Source organism: Clostridium sp. L2-50, assembly GCF_000154245.1.
GTDB lineage: Bacteria > Bacillota > Clostridia > Lachnospirales > Lachnospiraceae > Coprococcus.
In genome coordinates this window covers 93,380-118,811 of record NZ_DS480318.1, presented here as the reverse complement: position 1 = coordinate 118,811, position 25,432 = coordinate 93,380, and the positions used below count along the sequence as shown (strand labels likewise).

Annotated in this window: 20 protein-coding genes, 7 tRNA genes and 2 pseudogenes; 9 read left to right on the top strand and 20 right to left on the bottom strand. The window is 40.6% G+C overall.

Features of this window, described 5'->3' with window-relative positions; translation table 11 throughout:
- Window positions 1-57 precede the first annotated feature (57 nt).
- Entirely contained in the window at window positions 58-1,614 is a 1,557-nt protein-coding gene (locus CLOL250_RS05915; RefSeq protein WP_008401337.1) for an LCP family protein, read from the bottom strand.
- Window positions 1,615-1,623: 9 nt separating this feature from the next.
- Window positions 1,624-2,860, bottom strand: a pseudogene (glyA, locus tag CLOL250_RS05910) (serine hydroxymethyltransferase).
- 297 nt (window positions 2,861-3,157) lie between these two features.
- Here glyA and rpsT point away from each other — a divergent pair.
- Window positions 3,158-3,421, top strand: coding sequence for a 30S ribosomal protein S20 (gene rpsT, locus CLOL250_RS05905; RefSeq protein ID WP_008401332.1), 264 nt, complete (start codon window positions 3,158-3,160; stop codon window positions 3,419-3,421).
- Window positions 3,422-3,599: 178 nt separating this feature from the next.
- Here rpsT and holA read toward each other — a convergent pair whose 3' ends face one another.
- The 3 genes from holA to CLOL250_RS05895 all read right to left on the bottom strand — a co-directional run bounded on the left by holA (window position 3,600) and on the right by CLOL250_RS05895 (window position 5,212).
- Window positions 3,600-4,613, bottom strand: a complete 1,014-nt coding sequence (gene holA, locus CLOL250_RS05900) for a DNA polymerase III subunit delta (RefSeq protein WP_008401331.1) — start codon at window positions 4,611-4,613, stop codon at window positions 3,600-3,602.
- A gap of 68 nt (window positions 4,614-4,681) precedes the next feature.
- Window positions 4,682-4,804, bottom strand: a complete 123-nt coding sequence (locus CLOL250_RS14140) for a hypothetical protein (protein ID WP_274922248.1) — start codon at window positions 4,802-4,804, stop codon at window positions 4,682-4,684.
- A gap of 24 nt (window positions 4,805-4,828) precedes the next feature.
- On the bottom strand, window positions 4,829-5,212 hold the full coding sequence (locus CLOL250_RS05895) for a VOC family protein (RefSeq protein WP_008401327.1): 384 nt from the start codon (window positions 5,210-5,212) through the stop codon (window positions 4,829-4,831).
- Window positions 5,213-5,594: 382 nt separating this feature from the next.
- On the opposite strand from CLOL250_RS05895, the pseudogene CLOL250_RS14395 reads away from it, so the two are divergent.
- Window positions 5,595-5,894 (top strand): annotated as a pseudogene (locus tag CLOL250_RS14395) (magnesium transporter MgtE N-terminal domain-containing protein); the annotation flags it as partial.
- 31 nt (window positions 5,895-5,925) lie between these two features.
- On the opposite strand, the gene CLOL250_RS05890 reads toward CLOL250_RS14395, so the two are convergent.
- The 14 genes from CLOL250_RS05890 to CLOL250_RS05825 all read right to left on the bottom strand — a co-directional run bounded on the left by CLOL250_RS05890 (window position 5,926) and on the right by CLOL250_RS05825 (window position 22,187).
- Entirely contained in the window at window positions 5,926-6,555 is a 630-nt protein-coding gene (locus CLOL250_RS05890; RefSeq protein WP_044945257.1) for a helix-turn-helix domain-containing protein, read from the bottom strand.
- 220 nt (window positions 6,556-6,775) lie between these two features.
- Window positions 6,776-7,318 carry a hypothetical protein gene (locus CLOL250_RS05885; protein ID WP_008401324.1) on the bottom strand — a complete coding sequence of 181 codons (543 nt, stop codon included), beginning with the start codon at window positions 7,316-7,318 and terminating at the stop codon, window positions 6,776-6,778.
- Entirely contained in the window at window positions 7,305-7,553 is a 249-nt protein-coding gene (locus CLOL250_RS05880; RefSeq protein WP_044945254.1) for a hypothetical protein, read from the bottom strand. Before CLOL250_RS05880 ends, CLOL250_RS05885 begins: the two co-directional genes overlap by 14 nt.
- 530 nt (window positions 7,554-8,083) lie before the next feature.
- Entirely contained in the window at window positions 8,084-10,807 is a 2,724-nt protein-coding gene (locus tag CLOL250_RS05875; protein ID WP_274922247.1) for a ComEC/Rec2 family competence protein, read from the bottom strand.
- A 293-nt stretch (window positions 10,808-11,100) separates the two neighbouring features.
- Entirely contained in the window at window positions 11,101-12,051 is a 951-nt protein-coding gene (locus CLOL250_RS05870; protein WP_008401320.1) for a GerMN domain-containing protein, read from the bottom strand.
- A gap of 23 nt (window positions 12,052-12,074) precedes the next feature.
- Window positions 12,075-13,529: a sensor histidine kinase gene (locus CLOL250_RS05865; protein WP_008401319.1), complete on the bottom strand. Its 1,455-nt coding sequence runs from the start codon at window positions 13,527-13,529 to the stop codon at window positions 12,075-12,077.
- Between the two features lie 8 nt (window positions 13,530-13,537).
- Complete coding sequence (locus tag CLOL250_RS05860) at window positions 13,538-14,224, bottom strand: response regulator transcription factor (RefSeq protein WP_008401318.1); 687 nt, start codon at window positions 14,222-14,224, stop codon at window positions 13,538-13,540.
- A gap of 20 nt (window positions 14,225-14,244) precedes the next feature.
- Entirely contained in the window at window positions 14,245-14,892 is a 648-nt protein-coding gene (locus CLOL250_RS05855) for a helix-hairpin-helix domain-containing protein (RefSeq protein WP_274922246.1), read from the bottom strand.
- A gap of 183 nt (window positions 14,893-15,075) precedes the next feature.
- Window positions 15,076-15,966 carry an acetylglutamate kinase gene (gene argB, locus CLOL250_RS05850; protein WP_044945251.1) on the bottom strand — a complete coding sequence of 297 codons (891 nt, stop codon included), beginning with the start codon at window positions 15,964-15,966 and terminating at the stop codon, window positions 15,076-15,078.
- Window positions 15,967-15,979: 13 nt separating this feature from the next.
- Window positions 15,980-17,206 (bottom strand): bifunctional glutamate N-acetyltransferase/amino-acid acetyltransferase ArgJ, encoded by a 1,227-nt coding sequence (gene argJ / locus CLOL250_RS05845; protein ID WP_008401315.1) that lies wholly within the window; start codon window positions 17,204-17,206, stop codon window positions 15,980-15,982.
- A gap of 55 nt (window positions 17,207-17,261) precedes the next feature.
- On the bottom strand, window positions 17,262-18,302 hold the full coding sequence (gene argC / locus CLOL250_RS05840) for an N-acetyl-gamma-glutamyl-phosphate reductase (protein ID WP_008401314.1): 1,041 nt from the start codon (window positions 18,300-18,302) through the stop codon (window positions 17,262-17,264).
- A gap of 398 nt (window positions 18,303-18,700) precedes the next feature.
- Complete coding sequence (locus CLOL250_RS05835; protein WP_008401311.1) at window positions 18,701-20,242, bottom strand: sodium:solute symporter family protein; 1,542 nt, start codon at window positions 20,240-20,242, stop codon at window positions 18,701-18,703.
- A 375-nt stretch (window positions 20,243-20,617) separates the two neighbouring features.
- On the bottom strand, window positions 20,618-21,130 hold the full coding sequence (locus tag CLOL250_RS05830; RefSeq protein WP_008401307.1) for a shikimate kinase: 513 nt from the start codon (window positions 21,128-21,130) through the stop codon (window positions 20,618-20,620).
- 112 nt (window positions 21,131-21,242) lie between these two features.
- A complete protein-coding gene (locus CLOL250_RS05825; RefSeq protein ID WP_008401306.1) occupies window positions 21,243-22,187 on the bottom strand; it encodes an AEC family transporter in 945 nt (314 codons plus the stop codon).
- 349 nt (window positions 22,188-22,536) lie between these two features.
- On the opposite strand from CLOL250_RS05825, the gene CLOL250_RS05820 reads away from it, so the two are divergent.
- From CLOL250_RS05820 to CLOL250_RS05790, 7 genes are all read left to right on the top strand, one after another.
- A tRNA-Pro gene (locus CLOL250_RS05820) sits at window positions 22,537-22,611 on the top strand.
- Window positions 22,612-22,650: 39 nt separating this feature from the next.
- Window positions 22,651-22,721, top strand: a tRNA-Gly gene (locus CLOL250_RS05815).
- 38 nt (window positions 22,722-22,759) lie between these two features.
- Window positions 22,760-22,833 (top strand) — tRNA-Arg (locus tag CLOL250_RS05810).
- 58 nt (window positions 22,834-22,891) lie between these two features.
- Window positions 22,892-22,965, top strand: a tRNA-His gene (locus CLOL250_RS05805).
- Window positions 22,966-22,996: 31 nt separating this feature from the next.
- Window positions 22,997-23,068: transfer RNA gene (locus CLOL250_RS05800), tRNA-Gln, on the top strand.
- Window positions 23,069-23,087: 19 nt separating this feature from the next.
- Window positions 23,088-23,160, top strand: a tRNA-Lys gene (locus CLOL250_RS05795).
- 76 nt (window positions 23,161-23,236) lie between these two features.
- Window positions 23,237-23,318 (top strand) — tRNA-Leu (locus tag CLOL250_RS05790).
- A 54-nt stretch (window positions 23,319-23,372) separates the two neighbouring features.
- Here the strand turns inward: CLOL250_RS05790 and CLOL250_RS05785 are convergent.
- On the bottom strand, window positions 23,373-25,361 hold the full coding sequence (locus CLOL250_RS05785; RefSeq protein ID WP_008401304.1) for a glycoside hydrolase family 31 protein: 1,989 nt from the start codon (window positions 25,359-25,361) through the stop codon (window positions 23,373-23,375).
- Between the last annotated feature and the right edge of the window lie 71 nt (window positions 25,362-25,432).

Here is a 25,432-nt window from a genome sequence, read left to right as displayed (position 1 = left end):
TCAATTTTACCATTTTTCTGATCTTGCTTCAATCCGCATTTGGAACATTTTTACAAATTATTCTTTTTCTGTATAAAATACCCGGATCAATAAATCAACCAACGCTTCCTGATCCAATTTATATTCATCAAAATATGTATTTCTCTCGTATCTACCCGGAAGATCTATCACATCCGACTCCGCCACATTCAGATCAATACCATGCATCCGGTAATATAAATACAGGATATCATTTCGATCCAGATTTGTCTGCATATATGGTTTTGCCGCTTCATATACAAGCTTTGCTTCTTTCCTGCTATCTCCATAAAGCTGCAGGAAACGCTCAATCCATAAAGTAAGATACTGTTCCTGTCTTGCCATCCGGTTTGCATGTTCCCCAAGAGTCTCCACTCTGGTCGCCATCTTCTCTACATACTTATATGCATCCTCATCTTCAAGCGTCACTGTATCCTTGGCAAATACATTTTCACTCACCGTATCTTTGGCATATAAGGTAACACCTTTTACCGCGTCATTGATATCCGCAATCCCTTCCATATCAAGTGCGATATAACCATGGATCGGAAGATCGTAGAGCATCTCTGAAATCGTCTTTGTGAAATTCTGACAGCTTATCGTCCCGTCATCTGCATATCCATAGGCAAGCCCCACCTGCATCGTATCAGTCAGCGCGACCTCGCCCTTCGTTGTACAGATATCGACATCCGTCATGCTGTCCCGGTTAATATCGATCACATCCAGTTTTCCTGTCTTTTTATTAAATACAAACAGGAAACACATATCAACCCTTCCACCATATCGTACATATTCCGATCCATTTGCATCGGAATATGTCAATTCATCATCCCTGTCTCTGGTATCGGTTTCTTCCGTTGTCTCTTCCCCATACAGATTCAGGTCACCGGAAGAATCCTCTTTTGGTGCCTGATACTCACTGTTATCTACGCCAAATACAAGGATCGATATAATGTCTTTATTATATACATAATTTTTTCCATTATAGGTTACCGCAGTAGAATGCGAACCATCCTCATGAAAACTAATGATCTCCGATGCTGCATTTGCTGCCAGCTGTTTCTTTCCCTGATTTATCATCCAAGCCAGAATAGCTGTCGGTATTCCGACCAGAACAAGGATCGCCACAAATGTGCCAACAATTATTTTCTTCTTCAGGCTCCACGGATCACGCAGCTTTTTCGGCCCCATTCGCTTATGTTCCCGCGCACGTACATACAGATCCTCATCTGTACTTTTCTCAATATCTCTTTTTTGATTCTGAGTTTTTTCTCTGACCGAAGTTTCGTTCTGATTTTCCGCTTTCTTTTGAAAAAAATTCTTTTTTATATCTTCGGTTAGGATTCCTTCCGCTGCAATCTCATCCTGCGCTTCCTGTACGATCTCTTTGATCAACAGATCAACAGCTTCTTCACCCGTCTGAGGAGCCAGGTCAGCCGCCTGCTCTTCCTGCCGGCTGACCGGACCGCTGCTTTCGGTATCCTGTTTTACTTCTGTCTTTTTTCCTTCTGACTCTTTTTCTTCTGACTGTCCATCCTGCAATGCTTCTGCAAGCCGGATCGCTTCTAACAGCTTCTCGTCAAATAAATCTTCCATATAACAACCTTATGCATACAGTGGATATTTCTCTACAATACTCTTAACAAGGGCTTCTGCTCTTGCCTTATCATCATCAATCACTGCTGCCTTGATCGCCTCAGCAATTGTCTCCATATCGGCTTCATTTGCCCCTCTGGTTGTAACTGCAGGTGTTCCGATACGGATACCGCTTGTTACAAACGGAGATTTTGGATCATTTGGTACTGTGTTCTTATTTACAGTGATATGAACCTCATCCAAAAGCTTCTCCACTTCTTTACCGGTACGGCCCAGATTCTGAAGATCTACCAGCATAAGGTGGTTATCTGTTCCGCCTGATACGATATTGAAGCCTCTTGCCATTAATGCAGAGGCGAGTGCTGCTGCATTCTTTACAACCTGTGCCTGATACTCCTTATATTCCGGCTGTAATGCTTCCTTTAAACATACTGCCTTACCTGCGATGACATGCATCAGAGGTCCACCCTGGATACCAGGGAATACTGCCTTATTGAAGTTGAATTTCTCATTGATCTCGTTGCTGCACATGATCATACCACCTCTAGGTCCGCGAAGTGTCTTATGTGTAGTAGTTGTTGTAACATGTGCATATGGAATCGGGCTCATATGAAGTCCTGCTGCTACAAGACCTGCGATATGTGCCATATCTACCATCAGATATGCACCAACCTCATCTGCGATCTCACGGAATCTCTTGAAATCGATTGCTCTTGCATATGCTGATGCACCTGCTACGATCAGCTTTGGCTTGCATTCCTTTGCGATCTCAAGAACCTTGTCATAATCTATAAATCCATCATCATTTACACCATAAGGTACGCAATGAAAATATTTACCGGACATATTTACAGGTGAACCATGTGTCAGATGTCCGCCGTGATCCAGATTCATTCCCATAAACGTATCGCCGGGATTTAAAATAGCGAAAAATACTGCCATATTCGCCTGTGCTCCGGAATGTGGCTGAACATTTACATATTCACATCCAAATAATTTTTTTTGCACGCTCTCTGGCAAGATCTTCCACTACGTCTACATACTGGCATCCACCATAATATCTTTTTCCGGGATAACCTTCCGCATATTTGTTTGTCAGATGGCTTCCCATAGCTGCCATAACTGCCTTTGATACGATATTCTCTGATGCGATCAGCTCCAGATTGTTATTCTGTCTGTTCAGTTCATCCGTCATTGCCGCCGCAACTTCCGGATCCACTTTTGTAATTTCATCAAATCCAAACATTTTCTTACCTCCTGGTATGTAATAATATATAACGCATTAATAGAGACAGTATACCATGTCCTCCCTTTCCATACAAGCCAACAAGTACCAGAAATAGGATGAAATAAGATAGAAATAAAATTGATAGGAATAAGATCCGATCTTATTTTTCAGAAATGGAAATATTTTCACTTCGCCCCTTGACAAATAAATCTCTCTATACTAATATTGATGAGTATGTTTACATTGAATTGTCCGTGTCCGGTTTTAATGTAAAAACCTTATTATAATCTATAATTCAAATGGAGGTAGAGAATTTTGGCTAACATCAAATCTGCAAAGAAAAGAATTGAAGTAATTGACAAGAAGACTTTAAGAAACAAGATGATCAAGTCTAAGGTTAAGACAGTTATCAAAAAGGTAGAAGCTGCTATCGCTGCTGGTGACAAAGAAGCTGCTCAGGCAAATCTTCTGGTTGCTATCTCAGAGATCGACAAGGCTGCTTCAAAGGGCGTTTACCACAAGAACAATGCTTCTCGTAAAGTATCACGTCTTACAGCTGCTGTCAACAAGATGGCTTAATCTGACTCATATATATTTTTATAATTGATTACATATGTAAGGCTGCACATATATAATCAAAACCGTCAAAAAAAACAGAACCTTTGAGGTTCTGTTTTTTGTGTAATAATTCCGGCATCCAAATCGCAATACCTACGATATGTTTTGACTCACTGCATTCCTGCGCGTCACATACCAGCTACCGACTCAATGATATTAACAGCACTTCCACTGCCACTACATCCGATGCCTGACTCGTCTTTAATTTATAGTCAGTATCCTGACAGGCTTCCATGATCTTCTTTAATTCCTGTTCCGAATAATTCCGGCACTGTTCCGCATATTTCTTCACCGACCAGGACGGAACCCCAAGTACAGATGCCGTATCTGCATAATTCTTATTCTCTGCAAGACACATCTTAGTCTTTAACAACAGATCGTACTGTCTCGCTATCAAAAACAAAATCCGCATCGCCGGTTCCCGGTTTTCAAGCAACTCATGGTACAGATGGATTGCTCGATCCTGCTGTTTTCTGGAGATTGCATCAATCATCTCAAAGATATGTCCTTCCGAATTCCCCACGCAGAGATTCTCGACATCGGATGCCGTTACAGCCTCTCTGTCCACTGTATAGCTTATCAGTTTATCAATCTCATTCTTGATCGAATTCATATCCGATCCGGTATGCTCGATCAGCGAACGGATTGCATCATCGGTTATCTGTTTTCCTTCGCCTTTGAACATTCCTTTAACCCATACAGCCAGAGTCTTCTCATTTGGAGTTTCAAAGCACAGGGCTTCTCCCAGCTTATCAACGGTTTTATATAATTTATTTCTCTTATCAACTTCTGACTCAACAAACAGGATCAGCGAAGTATCCGGCAGCTCTTTGATCCGCTCCGCAAATTCCTCACAGCTCTTTTTAAACAATCCGGTCCCTTCTGCCAGCACCACACGCCGATCAGCGAAGAATGGCATTGTTTCACAGAAGCCTATGATCTCCATCGGATCTGTCTTCTCGCCTGCAAACTTTGCAAAGTTCATATTGTCGTCACGGTCTGTTACCGCCGAAAGCAATTTATCTCTGTACTGGTTCACGAGATATGTTTCGTCCCCATATAACAGATATACCGGAGCATAGCTTTCGTTTTTTATATGCTCATTTATAACCGCCATTGCATCCTTATCGTTCTGCTTTTTTCCTGCTGCCATAGCTATGTCTCCTTTCTTTCCTGCTCCAGTACATTATGCCAAATACCGTTTTTATTTTCAACACCTGTCTATGATATTCTTCCGTAATACAGATGATCACGCCATATTCCAAATGCCTTTGTTACCGATCCCGGTACAAAGCCCACCAGATATGCCACCAGTCGGATTCCCAATCGATCCTTCCGCTTCAATTTCTCTCATCTTTCTCTTGTCACTTAGATCGTAATCTCGATCTGGTTATCCTCTACATCAAAAATGCAGCTCTCATAATATCCGTCCCCCGTCACCCGCGGTCCACTGATGACTTTATATCCGTCCTCCTGAAGTCTCTTGGTAAGTTCATCGACTTTCTCTCTGCTTCCAACCGAAAAAGCCACATGAATAAGACCGATCCTTGCCAGTTCCTTTCTCAGATTTGACACCCTTGGCTTTTGCATGATCTCAAGTCTTGCTCCACCATCAAAGCTTAAGAAATAAGACTGAAACTCTGTTTGTGGATTATAATAACGCTCACCGGCTTTTGCATCGAAATATTTTATAAAAAAATCTTTTGTCTTTTCCAGATCTTCTACATACATAGCAACATGTTCTATCTGCATTTCCGATTTCCTCCTGTATTTTATATTTCCCTGAAAAATATAACACAAATATTAAAATTTTCCCATATATGTTTTTAGAGGTTGCCAATCTGAGTTTATTTTGTTATAGCTTCAGAGGTTTTGATAAATATCAAATTTCAAAATTCTATTTTCAAATGGAGGTGAATTTTCATGGATAGTTGCGATCGTATTGGACGAAGTAAAATATGCGGTGCTGTGATAACGAAGCATCAATGGATGTGGCTGTCTATGGAGATCCGATAACCCCATCTTATATTGTTGTGTGCCTTTTCATACATCGCATCAGACGATCCTGACCATCCGGTCTTCACACTGAGACGATGTATTTTTATGCCTAAAAACAGGCAGGAAGGAGGTCACAATGAAGAAAATCACAGTATTTAAAAGATATTATGTAACGGAACTTGTAAAGATCATTCGTAATGCAAAGAATGCACAGACGCTGCAAAGGCATTTGTCTAACTATCATGACAAGGATATCGCTGAAGCAATCACAAAACTGAGCGAAACAGAACGAATGCGCCTGTACACTATGATCGATATTCCACGGCTTGCAGAGATTTTCTCCTATCTGGATGATGCCAAACCATATCTGAATGAACTGTCACTTGATAAAGCCGCAAGAGTCATATCCGATATGGATGCAGATGATGCTCTGGATATTCTGGATGAATTCTTTTACCGGAACTTTTTTACATCATGTTTCTATTTTCTTTTGCCAGAACTTTTTTACACCAGGTTTTTGTTCCACATTTTGGGCATTTCAAATATCTGGTTGAAATCATATGCATTCCCATTGTATATGCACCAAAGGTCGGAACAAACAACTCATTGCAATGACGGCATTTGTAATAACCGATGGTGCGCTCACCTTCCATCGCAACCATAAGTCCACAACCAAATATAACACATGCGATCACTACCAGTAATATCTTAACCGGTACTGCGATCACCTCTGTATACACTGCAACAACCATGATCAATGTAATAAATGATATCGTTGCAATTAAACCCGTTATAATTGTAGGAATTAATTTCTTCTTGTTTTCTTCTCTTTCTTTAATCATATTCACCATATTTTCCTCCGCTTTCTTTTGATATTCTTCCTCAGACACTCTTGCACCGGACAACAGTTCATTTACCGTAATGTCCAGTTCCTTACATAAAGGTAATAACAGGGACACTTCCGGAAATCCCTTTCCACATTCCCATTTGGAAACTGTTTTATCACTGATATTCAGTTTTTCTGCAAGTTGCTTCTGTGTACAACCTTTTCTTTTTCTTTCTGCTGCAATAAACCTGCCTATACTGATCTGATCCATATCTGCCTCCTTTCTGACCAGATTATTACATACCTGCATCCGGCATCATACCCATAAAGCGTAGAAAATGGTGAATTTCTGCGGATTCTACGCACTGTAGAGTGTAGTTTGCCATTTCTTTATACTAATTATATCATGTGCTTCGCACATTCTATGCATTCCGCAAAATCAGCATCCTTGCGAGCAAATAATTTTGCGTTCATTATATCAAATGTGTCATTTATCCGAAATAATATTCTGCCACTTGTTCTATTCTTTCCATTCCGATAGGACAAGCACTGGTTTCATACGTCATAATTAAATTAATAGATGGTATTATTCCATTATCACAATATGTTTTTATTTCCCTGCAGGCATGACTCGCATATTCCGAATTATCCATCATACCGAAATGTTCCCAATAATAATACTCTCCTGTTTTTGGATGTCGAATCGTAAAATCCGGATACATTACTATCCCATCCAGCACCAATTGATTTTCATATCGAAATGGTATTCTTTCCCGAAATAAAACATTATCGATCATTGCTTCTGATTTAGAACGAAGATACTTGCCCTGTGTCCCTTTTATATTCAACTTCTCCGGATATTTCTTATTTGTTTCATATTCTTCTGCCATCCATGCTTCTAAATTCTCTGAATGTGGTCCAAATGCCTTTCCCAGCAATTCAACATAGCCTTCATTTTTTAATAGCATACCAGATGTATCATTTTCATTTGGCATTTTTCTGATATACGCCTTGCATGCTTCAAGCTCGCACATTAAATCTTTTTTTTCTTAACATATAATACTTTTTCATAGCAAGTTTTTCAGCCAAGTGTCTCTCTTTCTTTGGCAGATATATTGATTTTCCTGCATTCTTCAAATACCACTTGTGTCCTTTTCCGTTTTTGGCACATATTAATTCTTCTTTCGGAAGTGTTTTCTCTAACATCTCAATCTCATGTATTTCATTTTTCAATTCAGCAATTCTTTTTATTATCATATCTTTGATCATACGCATTCTCCTCGTTTCTTTATATGCTGTTATTCTGCAATATTTTTTATTGGTATAACTCTCATTTCCATTTATTAATACCCCTTGAGAGCACTTCTCCCATGGTATCAGGCTATTTTCCCACTTTGCATACCCTTCTGCTCATCCTGTTTGGGGTATATTGTCTAATTTTCTTTATCCATACCCTTGTTCAATCCGGTGGGGCGGGTATTATTTTCGTTTTCCTTCTCCAATACCCGGCTCACTCTTCTGGGGCGGGTATTATCTTAGCTTGCTTTCTTTCATACCCGGTGTACTCCGCTGGGGCGGGTATTATCTTAGCTTGCTTTCTTTCATACCCGGTGCACTCCGCTTGGGCGGGTATTATCTTAGCTTACTTTCTTCCATACCCTGCACCCCGACATTGACATTGGTATGACAGCCTATTTTCTTGAACAATACCCCAAATCCCGTTTCACCAAGGGTATTATTCAAATCTTTTCTCTCATATACCCATTATTTCATTTTAGGCTTGGTAGAAATCATAAATTTTATCCCCCATACCCATGAAGCATAATTTTTCCTGATTGTATGTGTAAAATTATTGCACCACATTGATCGGTGCGGTAAACCCTTGCGCCAATTGTCTGAAGCTGCATCAGAGTTTCTTCATGTGGATGTCCATAATGGTTCTTTTTGCCGCAGCTAATAATGGCATATTGCGGTTTTGTCATCTGAAGGAAACCTTTGGAAGATGCGGAATGCGAACCGTGATGCCCCACCTTTAATGCATCTGTCTCTGACAACAGGATACTTTTTTCTAAAATCAATCTTTTCTCTACCATACTTCCGGCATCTCCTGTAAACAAGATTTTTCTTCCATCATATTTCGCAAGAAGAACCATTGACAGATCATTCGCATTCAGACCGGATCCTGTAGCCTCTTCTCCCGGAACATTCGCTATAATTGCATTATCCAACCCAATTGCTATCTTCTTATCATCCGTTATACCAGAAGCTTCTCGTTCAGCCACCTGTTTTGCTTCCGCTATACTATCAGCTTCTCGCTCAACCACCTGTTTAGCTTCCAAAGTGCTCCCGGAGGGATAAAGACATTCCAAAGTCAAACCTGCCATATCCGGATTCTGCTTTTCCTGAATCTTATCCCCTGCTTCCATGTATACAACATTGATATTCTTCTCTTTTGCCAATGTCTCTATATTTGCAAGTCCTTGTCTATCTCCATACTTTGCAAGAACCAGATTCCGTATCCGTACACCGATATGTTCGGCATTCAGCAAATACTCTATGCCTGATATATGATCGGCATCCCCATGCGTCACAAATACATAATCAAGCTCCGACATCCCATAATACCTGATTGCCGGAAGCAGAACATATTCCCCAACTCTCTGGTTACTGGTAGATCCTCCATCGATCAATATCGAAGTTCCCTGCTCCGTCCGTATCAGAATTCCATCACCCTGACCAACATCCAGAAATACAGTGACAAATGAACGATCAAGATTGGCGTATTCATATAACGCTGTCAGCAGTATAACAAGTATAATTCCATATAAATATCTGCCACATCTGCCTGACTTTTTCCTCACCGGCTTAGTCAAGTCTCTACCTAATGATTTTCTCATCGACTTATTAACTTCTTCGCCCGCCGAATTGTTCTCATCCGTACTCTGAGAGGAATTCTTCTCTCCCGCATAACACCTCAAGATAAAAAGAACCACTCCAAGTCCCAAATAATAAACGAGAACCATTCGAACAGAAATATGCCCTACATTTATACTGCTAAATGGAATCTTCTCGGACAGACCGCACAGTCTTTCATACAATATCAGAATGAAATGTGCCGGTATCCCGGCAAGCTCTGCCGCCTTTATAGAAATAATGCCACATCCTGCTGTTACAAGTGCCGACATCAACAAGCAGGAAACTAACGGCACAACCAGAAGATTTAAAAGTATTCCATATAACGGGAACTGATAATAATAGAATACACAGATTGGAAGGGTAGCCAGAGAAGATGACAGACTGACCCCAAATGCCTGCCTCAGCTTCCCCTTTTTCCCGAACGTCTGAACATATACCGGATGAATCACCGCTAATCCTGCAACAGCAGCAAAGGATAATTGAAAACCTGCATCCCGGATCACATACGGATTCCATACAGCCATGCCTATACTTGCAATTCCTGCCGATGTCAGAAGATCCGCAGATCGTCCTTTTGCTTTTCCGATCATTACAAGTCCCATCATAATCACCGCCCGGCTGGTAGATCCGGACAGTCCTGTCATAATTCCATAAAATACAACCACAATCATCGCCACACATCCGGAAATACGATAAGACCCTGTTCTTTTACGAAGCCATTCAAAAAGTGTCATACCAAGTATCGCTATATGAAGCCCCGATATCGCAAGAATATGTGCAATTCCATTTAGCTGATACATATTTCTTGTATCCCTGTCCAGCCCTCGCTTATCACCTAGTACCATTGCAGAAAGAACCGAAGCAGCCTTCGGCTCAAATGTCTGATCATATACGGAAGCAACCCGTTCCTTTATCCCCTGCAGGGTATTCAACAGTTCAGATTTTTTCACTCCTGTTTCCACATAAGAAGTATCTTTTAAGAACATAAATATCTTCTTTGCCTTATAATAATCCGCTGCATCAAATCCCCCCGGATTCGTCGCATGCTCCGGTAAAGCTGCAACCCCGGACAGCACTACATCTTGTCCAAGTATCGGTTTTTCCGATGTTGACATATATGCGACTATCTTCATCTGTCCCGAATAAGCAAGCTGGTTACCTACTTCTTCAATTTCTTTTGTCTTTTCAGCTACTTTTGTCTCTTCGGCTACTTTTGCCTCTTCAGCTACTTTTGTCTCTTCGGCTACATTGATAACCACTTTCTTTGCACGAATCTGTATCACCCAGCCGGTAGTCGTCTCCTGCCTGTCATATATAATTCCTCTCACTTTACAGGAAGCCCCCGCTGCAACCTTTGCAAAATTCTCCTGTGTCCGGAGCGAGGACATATTGCAATACCCTGCAATTCCCACAAAAACAAAGATCAGCCATACAAACACTGTATTACGCCACTTATGTACACAATCGATTCTTCTCCGTCTATACTTATATCCTGTGTTCAGCTTAATATGATCGTTCTCAATCTCACCATTTCCTTGCATATGATCGTTTTCTTGTCCGGACTTTATCATAACATTATCCTCATCAGCCTCAGGTTTTACCCTCATACAAGCTTTCTCAGGTTCCTGTTTCAACTTTATACAAAAGCTCTTAGGACTGAACTTCTTCACACGATCATTCGTATGCACGATCATCTCATATCTGTGCATAACAAAAAGAGCTGCAAATATGATTGCAGCCCAAATACACCATCTGCTGCCAGCTATTGCCCCCGTCTCTCCAAACAGAAAGGCACACGCTACCCAGAACAGTGGTCTTTTTATTTTATTTTCCTCCTGACGCACAGCTATATAACTTCCAAATGCCGGCCTCTGCGAAGCTGCATTTTACAGCTGTGTCTTTAATTACAAATTGAATAATCTGCCGTATAAGCTTTAGTAAAATCAAGATTTTCACCATAGATCAAATCCTGTTTACCATCTACCTTGAATACAACCTTATCTACATCCGAAAGCTGAACCAGTGAATCTACGATAGAATACAAAAGTATCCTGTCATCATACTGTTCTACATTTGTCAGAAAAGAACTGCTGTAATTCACATAGCAGACACGATCCTGAACATAAATGTCCAAAATATCTATATCATCTCCTAACGGACTTTTCCACTCCTTTGAGTTTCGCAGATTTTCCATCACCTGCTCTTCCGATGTCTTGTAGGACATTGCATCGATCACAATTGTTTTCTTATCCAAGCGTTTTCCGGTTGTATCAGGCACATAGATATCAACCGAATAATCAGACTTCAAAAAATTACCGTCTATGGTTGAAAAAGACTGTTCTGAATAGACACTCGTATCAAGTTCCCTCTCTCCGATCAGATCAGACAACTCAAAGGATACTTTATCAACACCCTCAACCTGACAAAGAGTATTTGTAAATGCCATCTTGCACAGCAAGATCTGATAATTCTCAGCAGTTTCATAATCCAGATTAAACATAATCGTCACAACACCCTGTCCATCATATGCGTAGCGCTGATAAGCCATGCCCATTGGTACCGGTATCTGGCAATTTTTGTCATCTGTTGATGTTATCAACAGATTCATTAATTTATCTATCGTATTCTCTGTTGCTTCAAGCTGGTCAATATTCGTACGCTTAACAACAAAATCAGTCCAGTCACCATTCATATAATAAATAGTATATATATCCATGCCTTCACTGGCATCCAGACCCGAACCCGTCGTATCCTTAACTTTATTATCTCCACACCCTGTCAGTGTAAATAATAAAGCAAAAACCATGACCATACGAATAACGATTCGATAACCGAAGATTCTAGTCTTCATATCTTACTCCTTCATCCTTCCGTCTAATTGACATAATTCATCGGAACACGAACCGTAAATGTAGTTCCCTTACCCGGTTCACTATATACATTGATAATTCCCTTATGCATAACGATAATATTCTTGGATATCGCCAGACCCAATCCTGTTCCTCCGGTATCTCGGCTTCGTGCTTTGTCTACTCTGTAAAAACGTTCAAAGATATGCTCTACACAATCTTCCGGTATACCAACACCTGAATCAGCGACTTTTATATACAGATTTTTATGATCTGCATTCAACGATACCCTGATCCATCCACCATCCACATTATACTTTATCCCATTCTCGATGAGATTTGATATTGCAAGTGTGAATTTCACTTTATCTATATCCGCTGATACTTCACGGAAACTCTCAAATGTAATCTCAATATTTCTTTTTTCTGCCAACGGAGTCAATCTTTTCAGAATAACCTCCATCAACTCATTAATATCTACGCGTTCAATATTCAGACTGTCTGATCCCTTATCTGTTTTTACAAGAGTCAGAAGATCACTGATGATCTGGGCTTCGCGATCGATCTCAAGCACAATATCATTCATAAATTCCCGATATGTCTCAACAGGAACATTCTCCTGCATCAATATGGACTCGGATAAAACCTTCATAGATGTGATTGGCGTCTTCAATTCATGGGATACATTTGATACGAATTCCTGTCGTGATTCCTCCAGAAGCTGAGCTTTTGCAAATATCCCATTCATATTATCCACGACCATACCGGTTTCTTTCCATAAACCGGTCTTTTGAAGCTGCCCAAGGAATCCATCCTTCATGTTCAAAAGCTGTCTGCGTATCTCTCTGGTGTCACGGATCGCTGTATAAGAAATCACTACAGCAGCAATCACTCCAAGTACCAAAAATATACAAATCAAAATATTCGCACGATACTCCAGATATGTCTTATTATCATTGAAATCCTTAAGACTGACTGCCACTACTGCTACATCATCGGTATAGCCTTCCCGATTTACCACAGGAAACATATACTCGATCGAAGCAGCATCTGCCACCATCTTTTCCGCCTCATCACCGCTCATGATTCTGTGAATATCATTATCCATGATATAAGTATCCCTCATTAAACGAAAACTATCATAGATCACATTATAATCTGTATTAACGATAATGATCCTGGCCGACATACTGTACGCAAGTGTATCTACTCCCTGATAAGTCTGACTTGTGCCCTCGGCTTCTGAATTAATATCATTGATCAGATATTCCAGATTTTTTGAATTATTTCTCAGAAGCTTTTCAACATCACGATATTCATTTTTTACAAGCAAATTGAAAAAAACAGTTCGCATACCTATCGCGACAAGGAACACCAATAGAACAATAATCAGAAAGAGCACTGTCTGAAGACGAATATGCTGTTTTCCATGTATCATGATATTTGTCTTTTTCAAATCATCATTTCTGTCTTTTTTCATCGCAAATATCAGCCTTTAAAATAATAGCCGACGCCCCATTTCGTATGGATATATACCGGTTCTCCCGGGTTATCTTCGATCTTTTCTCTGAGTCTTCGAACATGGACATCCACAGTACGGGCATCTCCCGGATATGTACTTCCCCATATAGTATCAAGAAGTTCGTTTCTTGAATATACTTTATTCGGATGTGCCATTAATAATTCCAAAAGATCGAATTCTTTTGCTGTCAGATTCAGTTCTTTTCCATGAACAAATACCCGTCTGCTGTCAAGCTCTACCTTCATACCATTAATTTCCATGATATTCACAGGTTTTACAGGTTCTGCCTTCTTACCGCTTCGTCTGAGAATTGCTTTTATTCTTGCTTTAACCTCAAGGATATTAAACGGCTTTGTGATATAATCATCTGCTCCATATTCCAACCCCATGATCTTATCCATGTCCTCTCCCTTTGCTGTCAGCATTATGATCGGGACATTGGAAAACTCACGCACCATCTGGCAGACTTCTATTCCTGTATATACCGGTATCATAATGTCAAGAAGAACGATATCATATGAATTGTTCTTTATTTTTTCAAATGCCTCTCCACCATCGTAGGCGACATCGACTTCCATATCATCCTGTTCCAGACTGAATTTCAATCCCTTGACAATCAATTTTTCGTCATCTACAACCAGTACTTTTTTCATACGATTACACCCCTATATCTTTATTTAACATATATATATTCTTTTATCTTCTGAAAAAGGCTCTCGCCAATCCCGTCTACATTTGTAATATCTTCGATCTGTGCAAAATTTCCATGCTCCGCCCTATATCGAATGATGGATTCTGCCTTCGCCTCTCCGATACCGGAAAGTGTCATCAACTGTTCTTTATCAGCCGTATTGATATCTATTTTCTGTGACTGTTCACTATTGTTCGCCTGACCATCCGTATATGTTCCGTCTACCGGAACACCTTGCTGATTCTCCATTTCATCCTTCGTTGGGAAATAAAGCTTCTGTCCATCCTGAACCGACTCTGCCAGATTCAAAACACCTGAAGCAGCATCCTCAGTCAGTCCACCCGCAAGAATCAGTGCATCATTGATCCTGGAGCCTTCCGGCAGCCGGTATACCCCTTCCTGCCTAACAGCACCGCACACATAGACATATACATATCCTGTATTTTCCGATGTTTCCGAACTTTCATCTGTCTGCTGCTCTGTCACCTGTGCATCTGCATCATCTGTCACATCTGCAGGTTCATAGGAAACGTGATCATTTCCACAGCCCGACAGCATGAAAATAATCATAAATCCGGCTACTACCCTGAATAAAACACAGCCGGCATTTCTTCTTTTTTTCTTCATCATATCTGCATAACCTCCTGTATATGCCGATATGACCATACACATTTCCATTTTAACGAACTTCTTTTCCTTTTACAATAGTAAAATAGAAAAAAGACCGGAACTGTAGTTCCTGGTTTTTCTCATTATTACCACACAGTTCCGATCTTTTTCTGTTTTATTTTTTTGTATTACTAAAATTATCATTTAGAATAGAGGCTCTTTTAAGATTGCAGTACCGATACCCTTCTGAGTAAAGAACTCAAGAAGCAGGCAATGCTTCAGGCGACCATCCAAAATATGAACTCTTGATACACCATTTTCCATGGCTGTGATACAGTTATTAAGCTTTGGAAGCATACCACCGCCGACAACACCTTTCTCAATGATATCCTTTGCCTCATGGATATCCATTTCTGAGATCAGAGTAGACTTATCTGTCGGATCGATAAATACACCTTCAATATCTGTTAAGAATACCAGCTTTTCTGCCTTTAATGCTGTTGCAACAGCACATGCAGCATCATCAGCATTAATATTATAATCCTCATATTCTTCACTGACACCGATAGGGGCGATAACAGGTATAAAATCCTGATCGACCAGTGCATCGATCACCTCTGTATCAACCTTTGTGATCTCGCCTACATAACCGATATCTTTTCCACCTGGCAGACGCTTCTTAACGGTAAACAGTCCACCATCCTTTCCACTGATACCCACAGCCTTTAAACCAACCTTCTGCATCATGCTGACAAGACTCTTATTTACCTTGGATAATACCATCTCGGCAATCTCCATTGTCTCCCCGTCTGTTACACGAAGTCCATTAATAAATTCAGGTTCTTTTCCAATCTTCTCTACCCATTTGCTGATCTCCTTACCGCCACCATGCACGATAACCGGTTTCAGTCCAACCAGCTTTAATAATGCAACATCTTCAATCACATTATATTTCAGATTCTCATCCAACATAGCACTTCCGCCATATTTTACAACAATTGTTTTCCCCTGAAATTTCTTGATATAAGGCAAAGCCTCGATCAGTGTCTGTGCTTTTGATATTACCTGATCTACTGTATAATCTCCCTTTACCATCTTATTTACTTCCTCACTTTCTATACTCTGCATTTATCTTGATATATTCATATGTAAGGTCACAGCCCCACGCGGAAGCTGTCTCTGTACCGGCATGCATATCCGCATGAAAACATACCTGATCCGGCGACAGGATCTCCGTCGCTCTTTCTTCATCATAATCGGTACAGACCCCGTTTTCAACTATTTTTAAGGAACCGGCCTCACTGGATATTATAATATCTACCTTATATGGATCAAAAGCGATCCCGCTCTGTCCCATCGCGCACACCAGACGTCCCCAGTTCGCATCCGAACCGTATACGGCGCATTTTACAAGGTTTGATGTCACCACGGATTTTGCAAGCTTTCTTGCGCCCTCCTTGGATTCCGCCCCTGCTACCTGTACCTGAAACATCCTCGTCGTTCCCTCTCCGTCCGCTGCGATCAGCTTCACGAAGTAGGTATTGATATATCGAAGTGCCTCCGCAAATGCCGGATAATCCGCATCCGTTTCAAGCAGCTCATCATTTCCTGCCATGCCATTTGCAAATATCATAACGGTGTCATTCGTTGAAGTATCCCCATCGACAGATAACATATTATAAGTGTCTATGACATCATTTCTCAGTGTTTTCTGCAATAACTCCTGACTGATATTCAGATCCGTTGTCAGGAATCCAAGCACCGTTCCAAGATTCGGGTTGATCATACCGGAACCTTTGCACATACCTCCAATGGTAATTGTCTTCCCTTTGATCTGCAGCTTTACCGCAATCTCTTTCTTATATACATCGGTCGTCATAATGGCTTCCGCCGCATGACTTCCACTTTCCAAATCATCGGAAAGCATCCCTGAAAGTTCGCGGATTCCATGCGCGATCGTCTCCATCGGAAGCCTTATACCTATTACTCCGGTCGAAGCAACCGCAACCTGATCAGCCGGTACCTGAAGTTCTGCTGCCGCAAGCTCTGCCATATGCGCCACATCAACATCTCCTGCTTCTCCGGTACATGCATTTGCCACTCCACTGTTTACAACCAGTGCCTGACATAAGCCGATATCGTCACATAATGCTTTGTCCCACATAACAGGTGCAGCCTTGACTACATTCTGTGTAAATACTCCAGCTGTCTTCGCCGGACACTTGCTGACTAGCAATGCCATGTCTTTTTTCTTTTTATTTTTTCTTACTCCGGCGTGCATACCTGCTGCCAGAAATCCGATTGGAGCTGTCACTCCGCCGGAAATGATCTCCATACCGATCACCGCCTTATATCATCTGTTCTTCCACGATATCCGATGCCGTTACTCTTTATGGGAATACCGGAGCCATCAGCAGTCCTTCTTCTTCCGGAAGTCCAAACATAATATTCATATTCTGAACTGCCTGACCGGCTGCTCCCTTTACCAGATTATCAAGTGCTCCCATTGCAATGATACGTCCGGTTCTTTCATCAATCTTAAAGTTGACATCTACATAATTACTGCCCTCTACCCAACGTGTCTCCGGACATACATCCTTGTCAAGAACACGGACAAATCTCTCGTTTGCATAATATTTGTCATATGCAGCACGAACAGTATCGTAATCTACCTTTTCTTTTAATGAAGCATATGCCGTAACCAGAATACCACGATTCATCGGAACCAGATGTGGTGTGAAATTAATCATGATCGGACTGCCGTATGCATATCCAAGCTGTTCTTCGATCTCCGGTGTATGGCGATGAGTCGTTACTCCATATGCCTTAATGCTTTCATTTACCTCACAGAACAGGTTCGGGATCTTTGCTCCTCGTCCTGCTCCTGATGTACCGGACTTAGCATCTACAATGATCGTATTCGGATCGATCAGCTTCTCTTTTACCAGCGGATATAAGGAAAGAATGGAGCAGGTTGTATAACAGCCCGGATTTGCCAGAAGTCTGCATCCCTTTACCTTATCTCTGTTGATCTCACACAGACCATATACGGCCTCGTCAATAAATTCCGGACTCTTATGCTCGATCTTGTACCACTTCTCGTAAGTAGCAACATCCTTAATTCTGAAATCCGCACTCAGATCAATGATCTTAACCTTTGATAAGATATCCTCATTTACAAGAGAAGAACATAAGCCCTGTGGGGTTGCAGTGAAAATAACATCCACTTTCTCAGCCAGTTCATCCATGTTCTCGCCCAGACAGGTTGCATCCACGATCTGAAACATGTTTCCAAATACTTCGTAATATTTCTTATCTATAAAACTTCTGGAACCATACCAGACTATTTCCACATCCTTATGTCCAAGAAGAATTCTTACTATTTCCTGACCGGCATATCCGGTTGAACCAATAATTCCTGCTTTTATCATATCTTACTCCAATCTGCTGCGACCGGTCATTTTCCGTTACAGCCATCGTCCTATTTGTATTTCTACACATTCATTTATCTTACTCTCTGCATTTTCTTCCGTCAACCGCTTTCATAGGAAAATACAGTTCGTATAATCTTCCATGATTATACAGTTATTATGCATAATATTCAAGCATTAATTAATAAATATACAAAAAATTATTTTGATATTTATTTTTTTATTCTATTTTTAATATGTTCGTATACTTTCTTTCTGTTTTGAAAACTGATTTTACATTCAAAAAGCTCTTGTACAAACACATTTTTACGCATTTCACACAAATGTTAAAGCCGGCAGGACAGAATGTTTTTCTGTCTGCCGGCTTTATACATATTATGTATATTTTTTGAATAATATTAGTCCAATGCTTCCTTCTGAGGTACGGTTACTGTCGCTTCATAACAGGAGAAGATCTCCTCTACGCGCTCCTGATCCGGTTTCTTTGTGATCAGACTGATGACCGGAACAAGGATCAATCCACCGATCATCGCTGCTGCACCACAGTTTACAGGTGACTGTAATGCCTGTGGAAAACTAAATAACTGCCATGTATTACTGATAAAGTTCAGTGTCATGATACCAACGCCCCAGATAAAACTTACAAGGCAGGCTGCCACTGTCGTACGTTTCCAGTACAGACCATATAAAAACGGAGCCAGACAGGCACCTGCGATCGCACCCCATGAGATACCCATAAGCTGTGCGATAAATGCCACTTTGCTGGAATACTGAATGACTGCAATGACCGCTGATAATGCGATAAATACTACCAACATGATCCGCATTGTAAGAACCTGCTTCTTCTCTGACATTTTCGGTGCGATCGATGCTTTGATAAAGTCGATCGTAAGTGTGGAGCTTGAGGTCAGAACCAATGAAGATAAGGTAGACATCGAAGCAGACAATACAAGGATAACCACCAGTCCCATCAATACTTCCGGAAGATTCTCAAGCAGGTGCGGAATGATCGCATCAAATCCTTCTGTTGCTACATCCGTCTCAGTCAGTCGTCCAAAACCACCAAGGAAATAACATCCTCCGGCTACGATCGTAGCAAATAAAGTAGATACGATCGTTCCTGTCTTAATTGACTTCTCATCTTTGATCGCATAGAATTTCTGGATCATCTGAGGAAGTCCCCATGTTCCAAGTGAGGTTAATATGACAACACATATCAGATTGAAGATATCCGGTCCAAGGAAGGATGCAAATACACCCGGTGTATCCGAAACCGCCGGATCATTTACACGAGCCAGCTTGTCTAACGCACCTGTAAGTCCGCCTCTCTCGTTTAATACTGCATAGATAACTGCTACTATGCCAACCAGCATGATCAGTCCCTGAATAAAGTCATTGATCGCTGTCGCCATATATCCGCCAACGATTACATAGATACCGGTAAGAACTGCCATAGCAACAACACAGATCTTGTAATCAATGTCGAATGCCATTCCAAACAATCTGGAAAGACCGTTATACAATGAAGCCGTATATGGGATCAAGAATATGAATATGATCCAGGAAGAAATGATCTTCATGGATTTGCTGTTATATCTTCTCTCAAAGAATTCCGGCATTGTTCTGGAATCCAGCTTCTGCGTGATCAGTCTGGTTCTTCTGCCAAGCACTACCCATGCAAGCAGTGATCCAAGGATCGCATTTCCAATACCGATCCATGTGGATGCAATTCCGTATTTCCATCCAAACTGTCCTGCATATCCAATAAAAATAACTGCTGAAAAATAGGATGTACCATATGCAAATGCTGTAAGCCACGGGCCTACGCTTCTTCCTCCCAGTACAAATCCGTTCACATCTGTCGCCTGTTTTCTTGCATAAAATCCTACACCGATCATTATGCCAAAGAATACAACAAGCATAATCACTTTAATAACCATGTCGACCTCCCGTCACTTCTCATTTTTGTATTCGCAGAATTTTACAGCCAACTTTCCACCAACAATAGCGCATCTTATAATTTCTGATTTTCGAATTCTGACATAATCCGGCTCATTTTGCTTTATTGCGTTGAAGTCAAGTAACTTTAAAGTTCTACGTTTTAAACCACAAAATAGATTATATTGGATACATCCATTTTCGTCAATATAAAAAACGACTTCCGTGCAGATATTTTTTCAGCTTTCGCCAAATATTTCATTCTGCTGTTCAGAAGTCGTTTTTCCAATCTGTTTTTAGTACCTCATAAGCCCGCTGCACATTTCCAAATTCATACCATTACTTTGGATCTATGCTGTTTGCGCTTGTTCTTCACATTAATGTGTGTTCTCATATGCCAACACTTTTTCTGCAATCGTATCCATTAGTTCTTCTACGGAAAGCCCCTCGGCTTTTACCGTGATCTGTGCATATTTTTCATACAATAAGATTCTCTCTTTATAAAGATCCTTTAAAGTCTGACCATCCTTTAACACTACGCCACGTCGTTTTACATTTTCCAGTCTGGAAGCGATCACTTCATATGGAAGCTCGATATATACTACAATATCATTTTTTACATAATGCTGCATGGCTTCATCACAGTATACGACACTTCCTCCGGTTGCAATAACCGTATTCTTTAAGTCAATTTCTTTGTTTACATCATTTTCTATCTGAAGGAACCCATCATCTCCGTATTCCGCTATCAACTCACGAAGCAGCTTACCATGCTTCTTCTGGATCAATACATCTGCATCTACAAAATCAAATCCAAGAACCTTGGCGAGTACCACACCTATCGTACTCTTTCCACATCCCGGCATTCCGATCAAAACTATATTTTTCATCTTCTTTCTCCATTCTCTGTATTTTAATTTTCTATATTATCTATTCTCTGTATTCATTACTTCTTATTTAGTCCCAGTTCTGTATATTCAAGGATTTCTATTATTGCTTCTGTCATATACATCCCATAACGCGAAGGACATATACCCATGCCGTTATCGTGATCGATGAAAACAGAGTTGTCAGCACGATTGCATTTGACGACAGGACTTCATCATTATTCATATTCTTAGCCATAATATAACAGGTTACCGTGGATGGTGAGCCTGTCATGATCAATATTGCTGCCAACTCACTCGGTGCAAACCCAAGCTTGATCGCAATCGGCATATAGATCAAAGGAAATACAATCAGCTTCATAAGAGCTGCTGTAACCGCAGGCTTCATTTTCTCCAGTGCCGCTTTTGTATTAAAACCAGCTCCTATGGCGATCAATGCGATCGGAGTCGCCGTCTGTGCTATATAATTGATCGTCTTCATCGGGATCGCCGGAATCGTAATATTAAATAATGAAAACGGAACTCCGAGTACGATACCGATTATGATCGGATTCTTTAAAATATTAATGCATGCCGTTTTAATTCCGTCTGAACCATGGATATTATCTCTGCCCCCAAAGGTCAGCATAATAACAGACAGGATATTGAACAATGGTACCGCCGCAACGATCATAAGCGGAGCCATCCCTGAGCTTCCACAGATATTTTCTACAAAGGCAATTCCAAGCACCGCCGCGCTGCCTCTTGCCGATGCCTGCGCAAACGCTCCGACCATCGTCTTATCCCGGCAATATATCTTTGCAAAGCACCATGCACATGCAAACATAATAAAAGTTCCAAAGAAACAAAACGCCACAAATTTCATATTTACGTCTTTTAATACCGAGGTTGTTGCGATATCCCGGAACAAAAGCACCGGAAGGGATACCTTAAACACATATTTATTTGCTATATTTGCAAATTCATCATTGATCAGCCCAATCCGTTTCAGAAACCACCCCAACAGGATCACCAGAAAGATCGGCACTGTCGCATTTATACTAAATAAAAAATCACTCATTCCATTCTCTCTTTTCTTAATTAAACTGTCGCAGCCCTTACTATAGCACAGCTTGTTACCCGATTCAATTTTTATCCGATTTTTTTAAAAGATCTATATGCAACAGATACATACCTGCCAGACCTCGAAAACTTTAAATTAATGCTAAAATATATGAGATTATCATCAATCCATATATAATATTCAAAAAAATGAATACTGGGAAGCGGCTTAAAACCTTATAAAATCCGCTCTGTCAAAAAAAATATAAAAAAAATAAAATTTATTGTTGACATCAAGGGGGTGTTTATGTATAATATGTCTTGCGTCAGAGATATGGCGAACATAAAAAACGACAAACACTTTGTTCCGGGGTGTGGCTCAGCTTGGCTAGAGCGCTTGATTTGGGATCAAGAGGTCGCAGGTTCGAATCCTGTCACCCCGACTTAGATAATCATAAATCTAAACACTGTTAAGCAATCATGCGGGTGTAGTTCAATGGTAGAACACTAGCCTTCCAAGCTAGATACGTGGGTTCGATTCCCATCACCCGCTCTTTATTTTCGCTAATATTTATAGCGGGAATTTAAAATGTGTCCGTAGCTCAGCTGGATAGAGCAACGGCCTTCTAAGCCGTGGGTCGGGGGTTCGAATCCCTTCGGGCACATTTATTTGTTTCATTCTGTGGCACTACTGCTGTTCCATATGGATGTTTCACTTATATGGTGGGTATGGCGCAGTTGGCTAGCGCGCCAGATTGTGGCTCTGGAGGCCGAGGGTTCGAGTCCCTCTATCCACCCTTTTCTTTATCGCATATTAAGCGATGCTTTTGGGTTATCGCCAAGCGGTAAGGCACAGGACTTTGACTCCTGCATTCGCTGGTTCGAATCCAGCTAGCCCAGTCAAAAACTTAATTTATATGGGCCATTAGCTCAGGCGGTAGAGCACTTGACTTTTAATCAAGTTGTCCGGGGTTCGAGTCCCCGATGGCTCATTAAAATTTCAGATATAATTTTATATCTGATTTTTTTATATCTACTCTTCTGTTCTTTATATATAGAAGAAACTCTGCGGATATGGCGGAATTGGCAGACGCGCTAGATTTAGGTTCTAGTGTCAACAGACGTGCAGGTTCAACTCCTGTTATCCGCATCAAAAAAGGCAATCATAATCGATTGCCTTTTTCTTTTATCTGATATCCTGTTACTAATTATTGAAAATTACACGGGACATCTTCAAATTACATTCTCTTGTAAATCCATCATCATCATACAACTGATAACTACTTCCCGCATACCCAAGTAACTGCAGCTTCTTCGTATCAATATCCGCAACACACTCGGCAAAGTCAGCAAGAGGAATGCATTTTCCTTTCCGAATAAATAAAATCACTTCATTCAATGGTACTTCTACAAAATGATGTCCTTTTTTCATCTCGGTCTGTTCAATATCACCCTCAGCCTTGAAACGGACAAGCATCATATCCTCCGGCAGATAAACATATCTTCCGATTGCATTCTGTGTATATACCGGTGCAATCATGATCTCATTACCAAGCATAAGCTGGTCTTCTACATTTACCGCCATACGATCTTCCGGATATTCAAATGCAAGCGGTTTGAACATCATTTCATCATTTAAAGCAGCCTTCATATATTCACTGTAAATATATGGAAGCAACCGATAACGAACACCTATGATATGTCTGAAATCTTCAATCTGCTCAAACTGATAGCACTCCTGCTCTCTTGTGCCAAGGCATGCATGATTACGCATCAGCGGTGTAAATACACCAAGTGCAAGCCATCTGAGCAAAAGATCTCTGGTCGTATTACAGCCAAATCCGCCCAGATCTGCTCCTGTATATAAGAAACCACACATATTTAATGATGGAAGCATTTTCAGATTCAATAGGATATGGGACCACCAGGATTTATTATCTCCGGTCCAGATACCGCCATAACGATGCATTCCGATATAAGATGATCTGGAAAACAACAGGCATCTTTTCTCCGGGCAAATCTCTCGAAGTGCTTCACCTGCTGCCCGTGTCATATTATAACCGAAAAGGTTATGTACCTGATCATGACGCACCATCTTTCCGTTCATATTATGATACATCGAAGCATAGTCTTTGGCATTATTAGCCAGATCTGCTACCATATCCCGGATTCCCCAGACATCATCCACGGATTCTTCTTTATCAATAAATTCCCGCATTGCCTCTTTCACTTCACAAACGCCTTCCGGTGTATAAAAAATTGCCGGTTCGTTCATATCATTCCAGAAACCTTCAATCCCTGCATCTGTAAGAAGCTTATATTTCCCGCCAAACCATTTTCTCGCTTCCGGATTCAATACATCCGGAAAATGTGTATATCCCGGCCATACAGCTGCAACAAAATCACTTCCGTCCTCTCTTTTACAGAAATAATTGTTTGCTACGCCTTCTTCATACACATCATATCCTTCTTCGATCTTCACTCCCGCATCAATAATCGGGATCAAGCGTATATTTTCTTTTTTCAACTCTTCTACATATTCAGAAAAATCACCAAATGCTTCATTTATCGTAAAGTCTTTATAATGATCCATATAATCGATATCCATGTATACCATATCGATCGGAATATGATTCTCCCTGTATTTCTTCACAACATAAGCAAAATCTTCCGGTGTCTTATAGCCCCAACGGCTCTGTCCAAAACCAAAAGCAAACTTTGGAGCAATATAACTTTTTCCTATCATTTGTCTGAATTGTTTTACAATATCATATATACTTTCACCTGTGATCACATAGAGATCCAAATCTGCTTTATCGCAGAAAATATGAAGTTCGTCCATCTTAGTATATCCGATATCAAATACCAGCGAAGACGGATAATCTATGTACAATCCAAATGTTCTCTCGCCGGATATAACAACAAAATTATGAGATGCATATAAAGAATAAACATCCTCATGATGATTCGGAATATCTGTATTATTGCTTATATATTTATATCCTCTTTTGTTAATTCCACGATTTGCTTCACCAAGTCCATATACTGCATCCTCTGCTTTCATATCATAAAGAAATGAAAAGCCATTATCCAGATTTACTGTTCCAACTTCAGGCATACCTTCCGATGCCTCAAATGACGCAACAACCGATTCTGTAAAAAACGGATTACCATATGTGTATTTTTTTATCATTCTCATTTCCTCTTTTCCATTTTATTTGGTATATAATTTATTATACCTGATAATGTTATTATATTATCTGT

What these genes read in the sequence shown, in the direction of transcription:
- CLOL250_RS05875 (WP_274922247.1), bottom strand. Translation starts at nt 10,807, where the DNA reads ATGAGGGTAAAACCTGAGGCTGATGAGGATAATGTTATGATAAAGTCC.
- CLOL250_RS05890 (WP_044945257.1), bottom strand. Translation starts at nt 6,555, where the DNA reads ATGGATCAGATCAGTATAGGCAGGTTTATTGCAGCAGAAAGAAAAAGA.
- CLOL250_RS05855 (WP_274922246.1), bottom strand. Translation starts at nt 14,892, where the DNA reads ATGATGAAGAAAAAAAGAAGAAATGCCGGCTGTGTTTTATTCAGGGTA.
- argC (WP_008401314.1), bottom strand. Translation starts at nt 18,302, where the DNA reads ATGATAAAAGCAGGAATTATTGGTTCAACCGGATATGCCGGTCAGGAA.
- argB (WP_044945251.1), bottom strand. Translation starts at nt 15,966, where the DNA reads ATGGTAAAGGGAGATTATACAGTAGATCAGGTAATATCAAAAGCACAG.
- CLOL250_RS05860 (WP_008401318.1), bottom strand. Translation starts at nt 14,224, where the DNA reads ATGAAAAAAGTACTGGTTGTAGATGACGAAAAATTGATTGTCAAGGGA.
- argJ (WP_008401315.1), bottom strand. Translation starts at nt 17,206, where the DNA reads ATGGAGATCATTTCCGGCGGAGTGACAGCTCCAATCGGATTTCTGGCA.
- CLOL250_RS05915 (WP_008401337.1), bottom strand. Translation starts at nt 1,614, where the DNA reads ATGGAAGATTTATTTGACGAGAAGCTGTTAGAAGCGATCCGGCTTGCA.
- CLOL250_RS05825 (WP_008401306.1), bottom strand. Translation starts at nt 22,187, where the DNA reads ATGAGTGATTTTTTATTTAGTATAAATGCGACAGTGCCGATCTTTCTG.
- CLOL250_RS05785 (WP_008401304.1), bottom strand. Translation starts at nt 25,361, where the DNA reads ATGATAAAAAAATACACATATGGTAATCCGTTTTTTACAGAATCGGTT.
- CLOL250_RS05830 (WP_008401307.1), bottom strand. Translation starts at nt 21,130, where the DNA reads ATGAAAAATATAGTTTTGATCGGAATGCCGGGATGTGGAAAGAGTACG.
- CLOL250_RS05870 (WP_008401320.1), bottom strand. Translation starts at nt 12,051, where the DNA reads ATGAAGACTAGAATCTTCGGTTATCGAATCGTTATTCGTATGGTCATG.
- holA (WP_008401331.1), bottom strand. Translation starts at nt 4,613, where the DNA reads ATGGCAGCAGGAAAAAAGCAGAACGATAAGGATGCAATGGCGGTTATA.
- CLOL250_RS05835 (WP_008401311.1), bottom strand. Translation starts at nt 20,242, where the DNA reads ATGGTTATTAAAGTGATTATGCTTGTTGTATTCTTTGGCATAATGATC.
- CLOL250_RS05865 (WP_008401319.1), bottom strand. Translation starts at nt 13,529, where the DNA reads ATGAAAAAAGACAGAAATGATGATTTGAAAAAGACAAATATCATGATA.
- CLOL250_RS05880 (WP_044945254.1), bottom strand. Translation starts at nt 7,553, where the DNA reads ATGATCAAAGATATGATAATAAAAAGAATTGCTGAATTGAAAAATGAA.
- CLOL250_RS05895 (WP_008401327.1), bottom strand. Translation starts at nt 5,212, where the DNA reads ATGCAGATAGAACATGTTGCTATGTATGTAGAAGATCTGGAAAAGACA.
- CLOL250_RS05885 (WP_008401324.1), bottom strand. Translation starts at nt 7,318, where the DNA reads ATGTGCGAGCTTGAAGCATGCAAGGCGTATATCAGAAAAATGCCAAAT.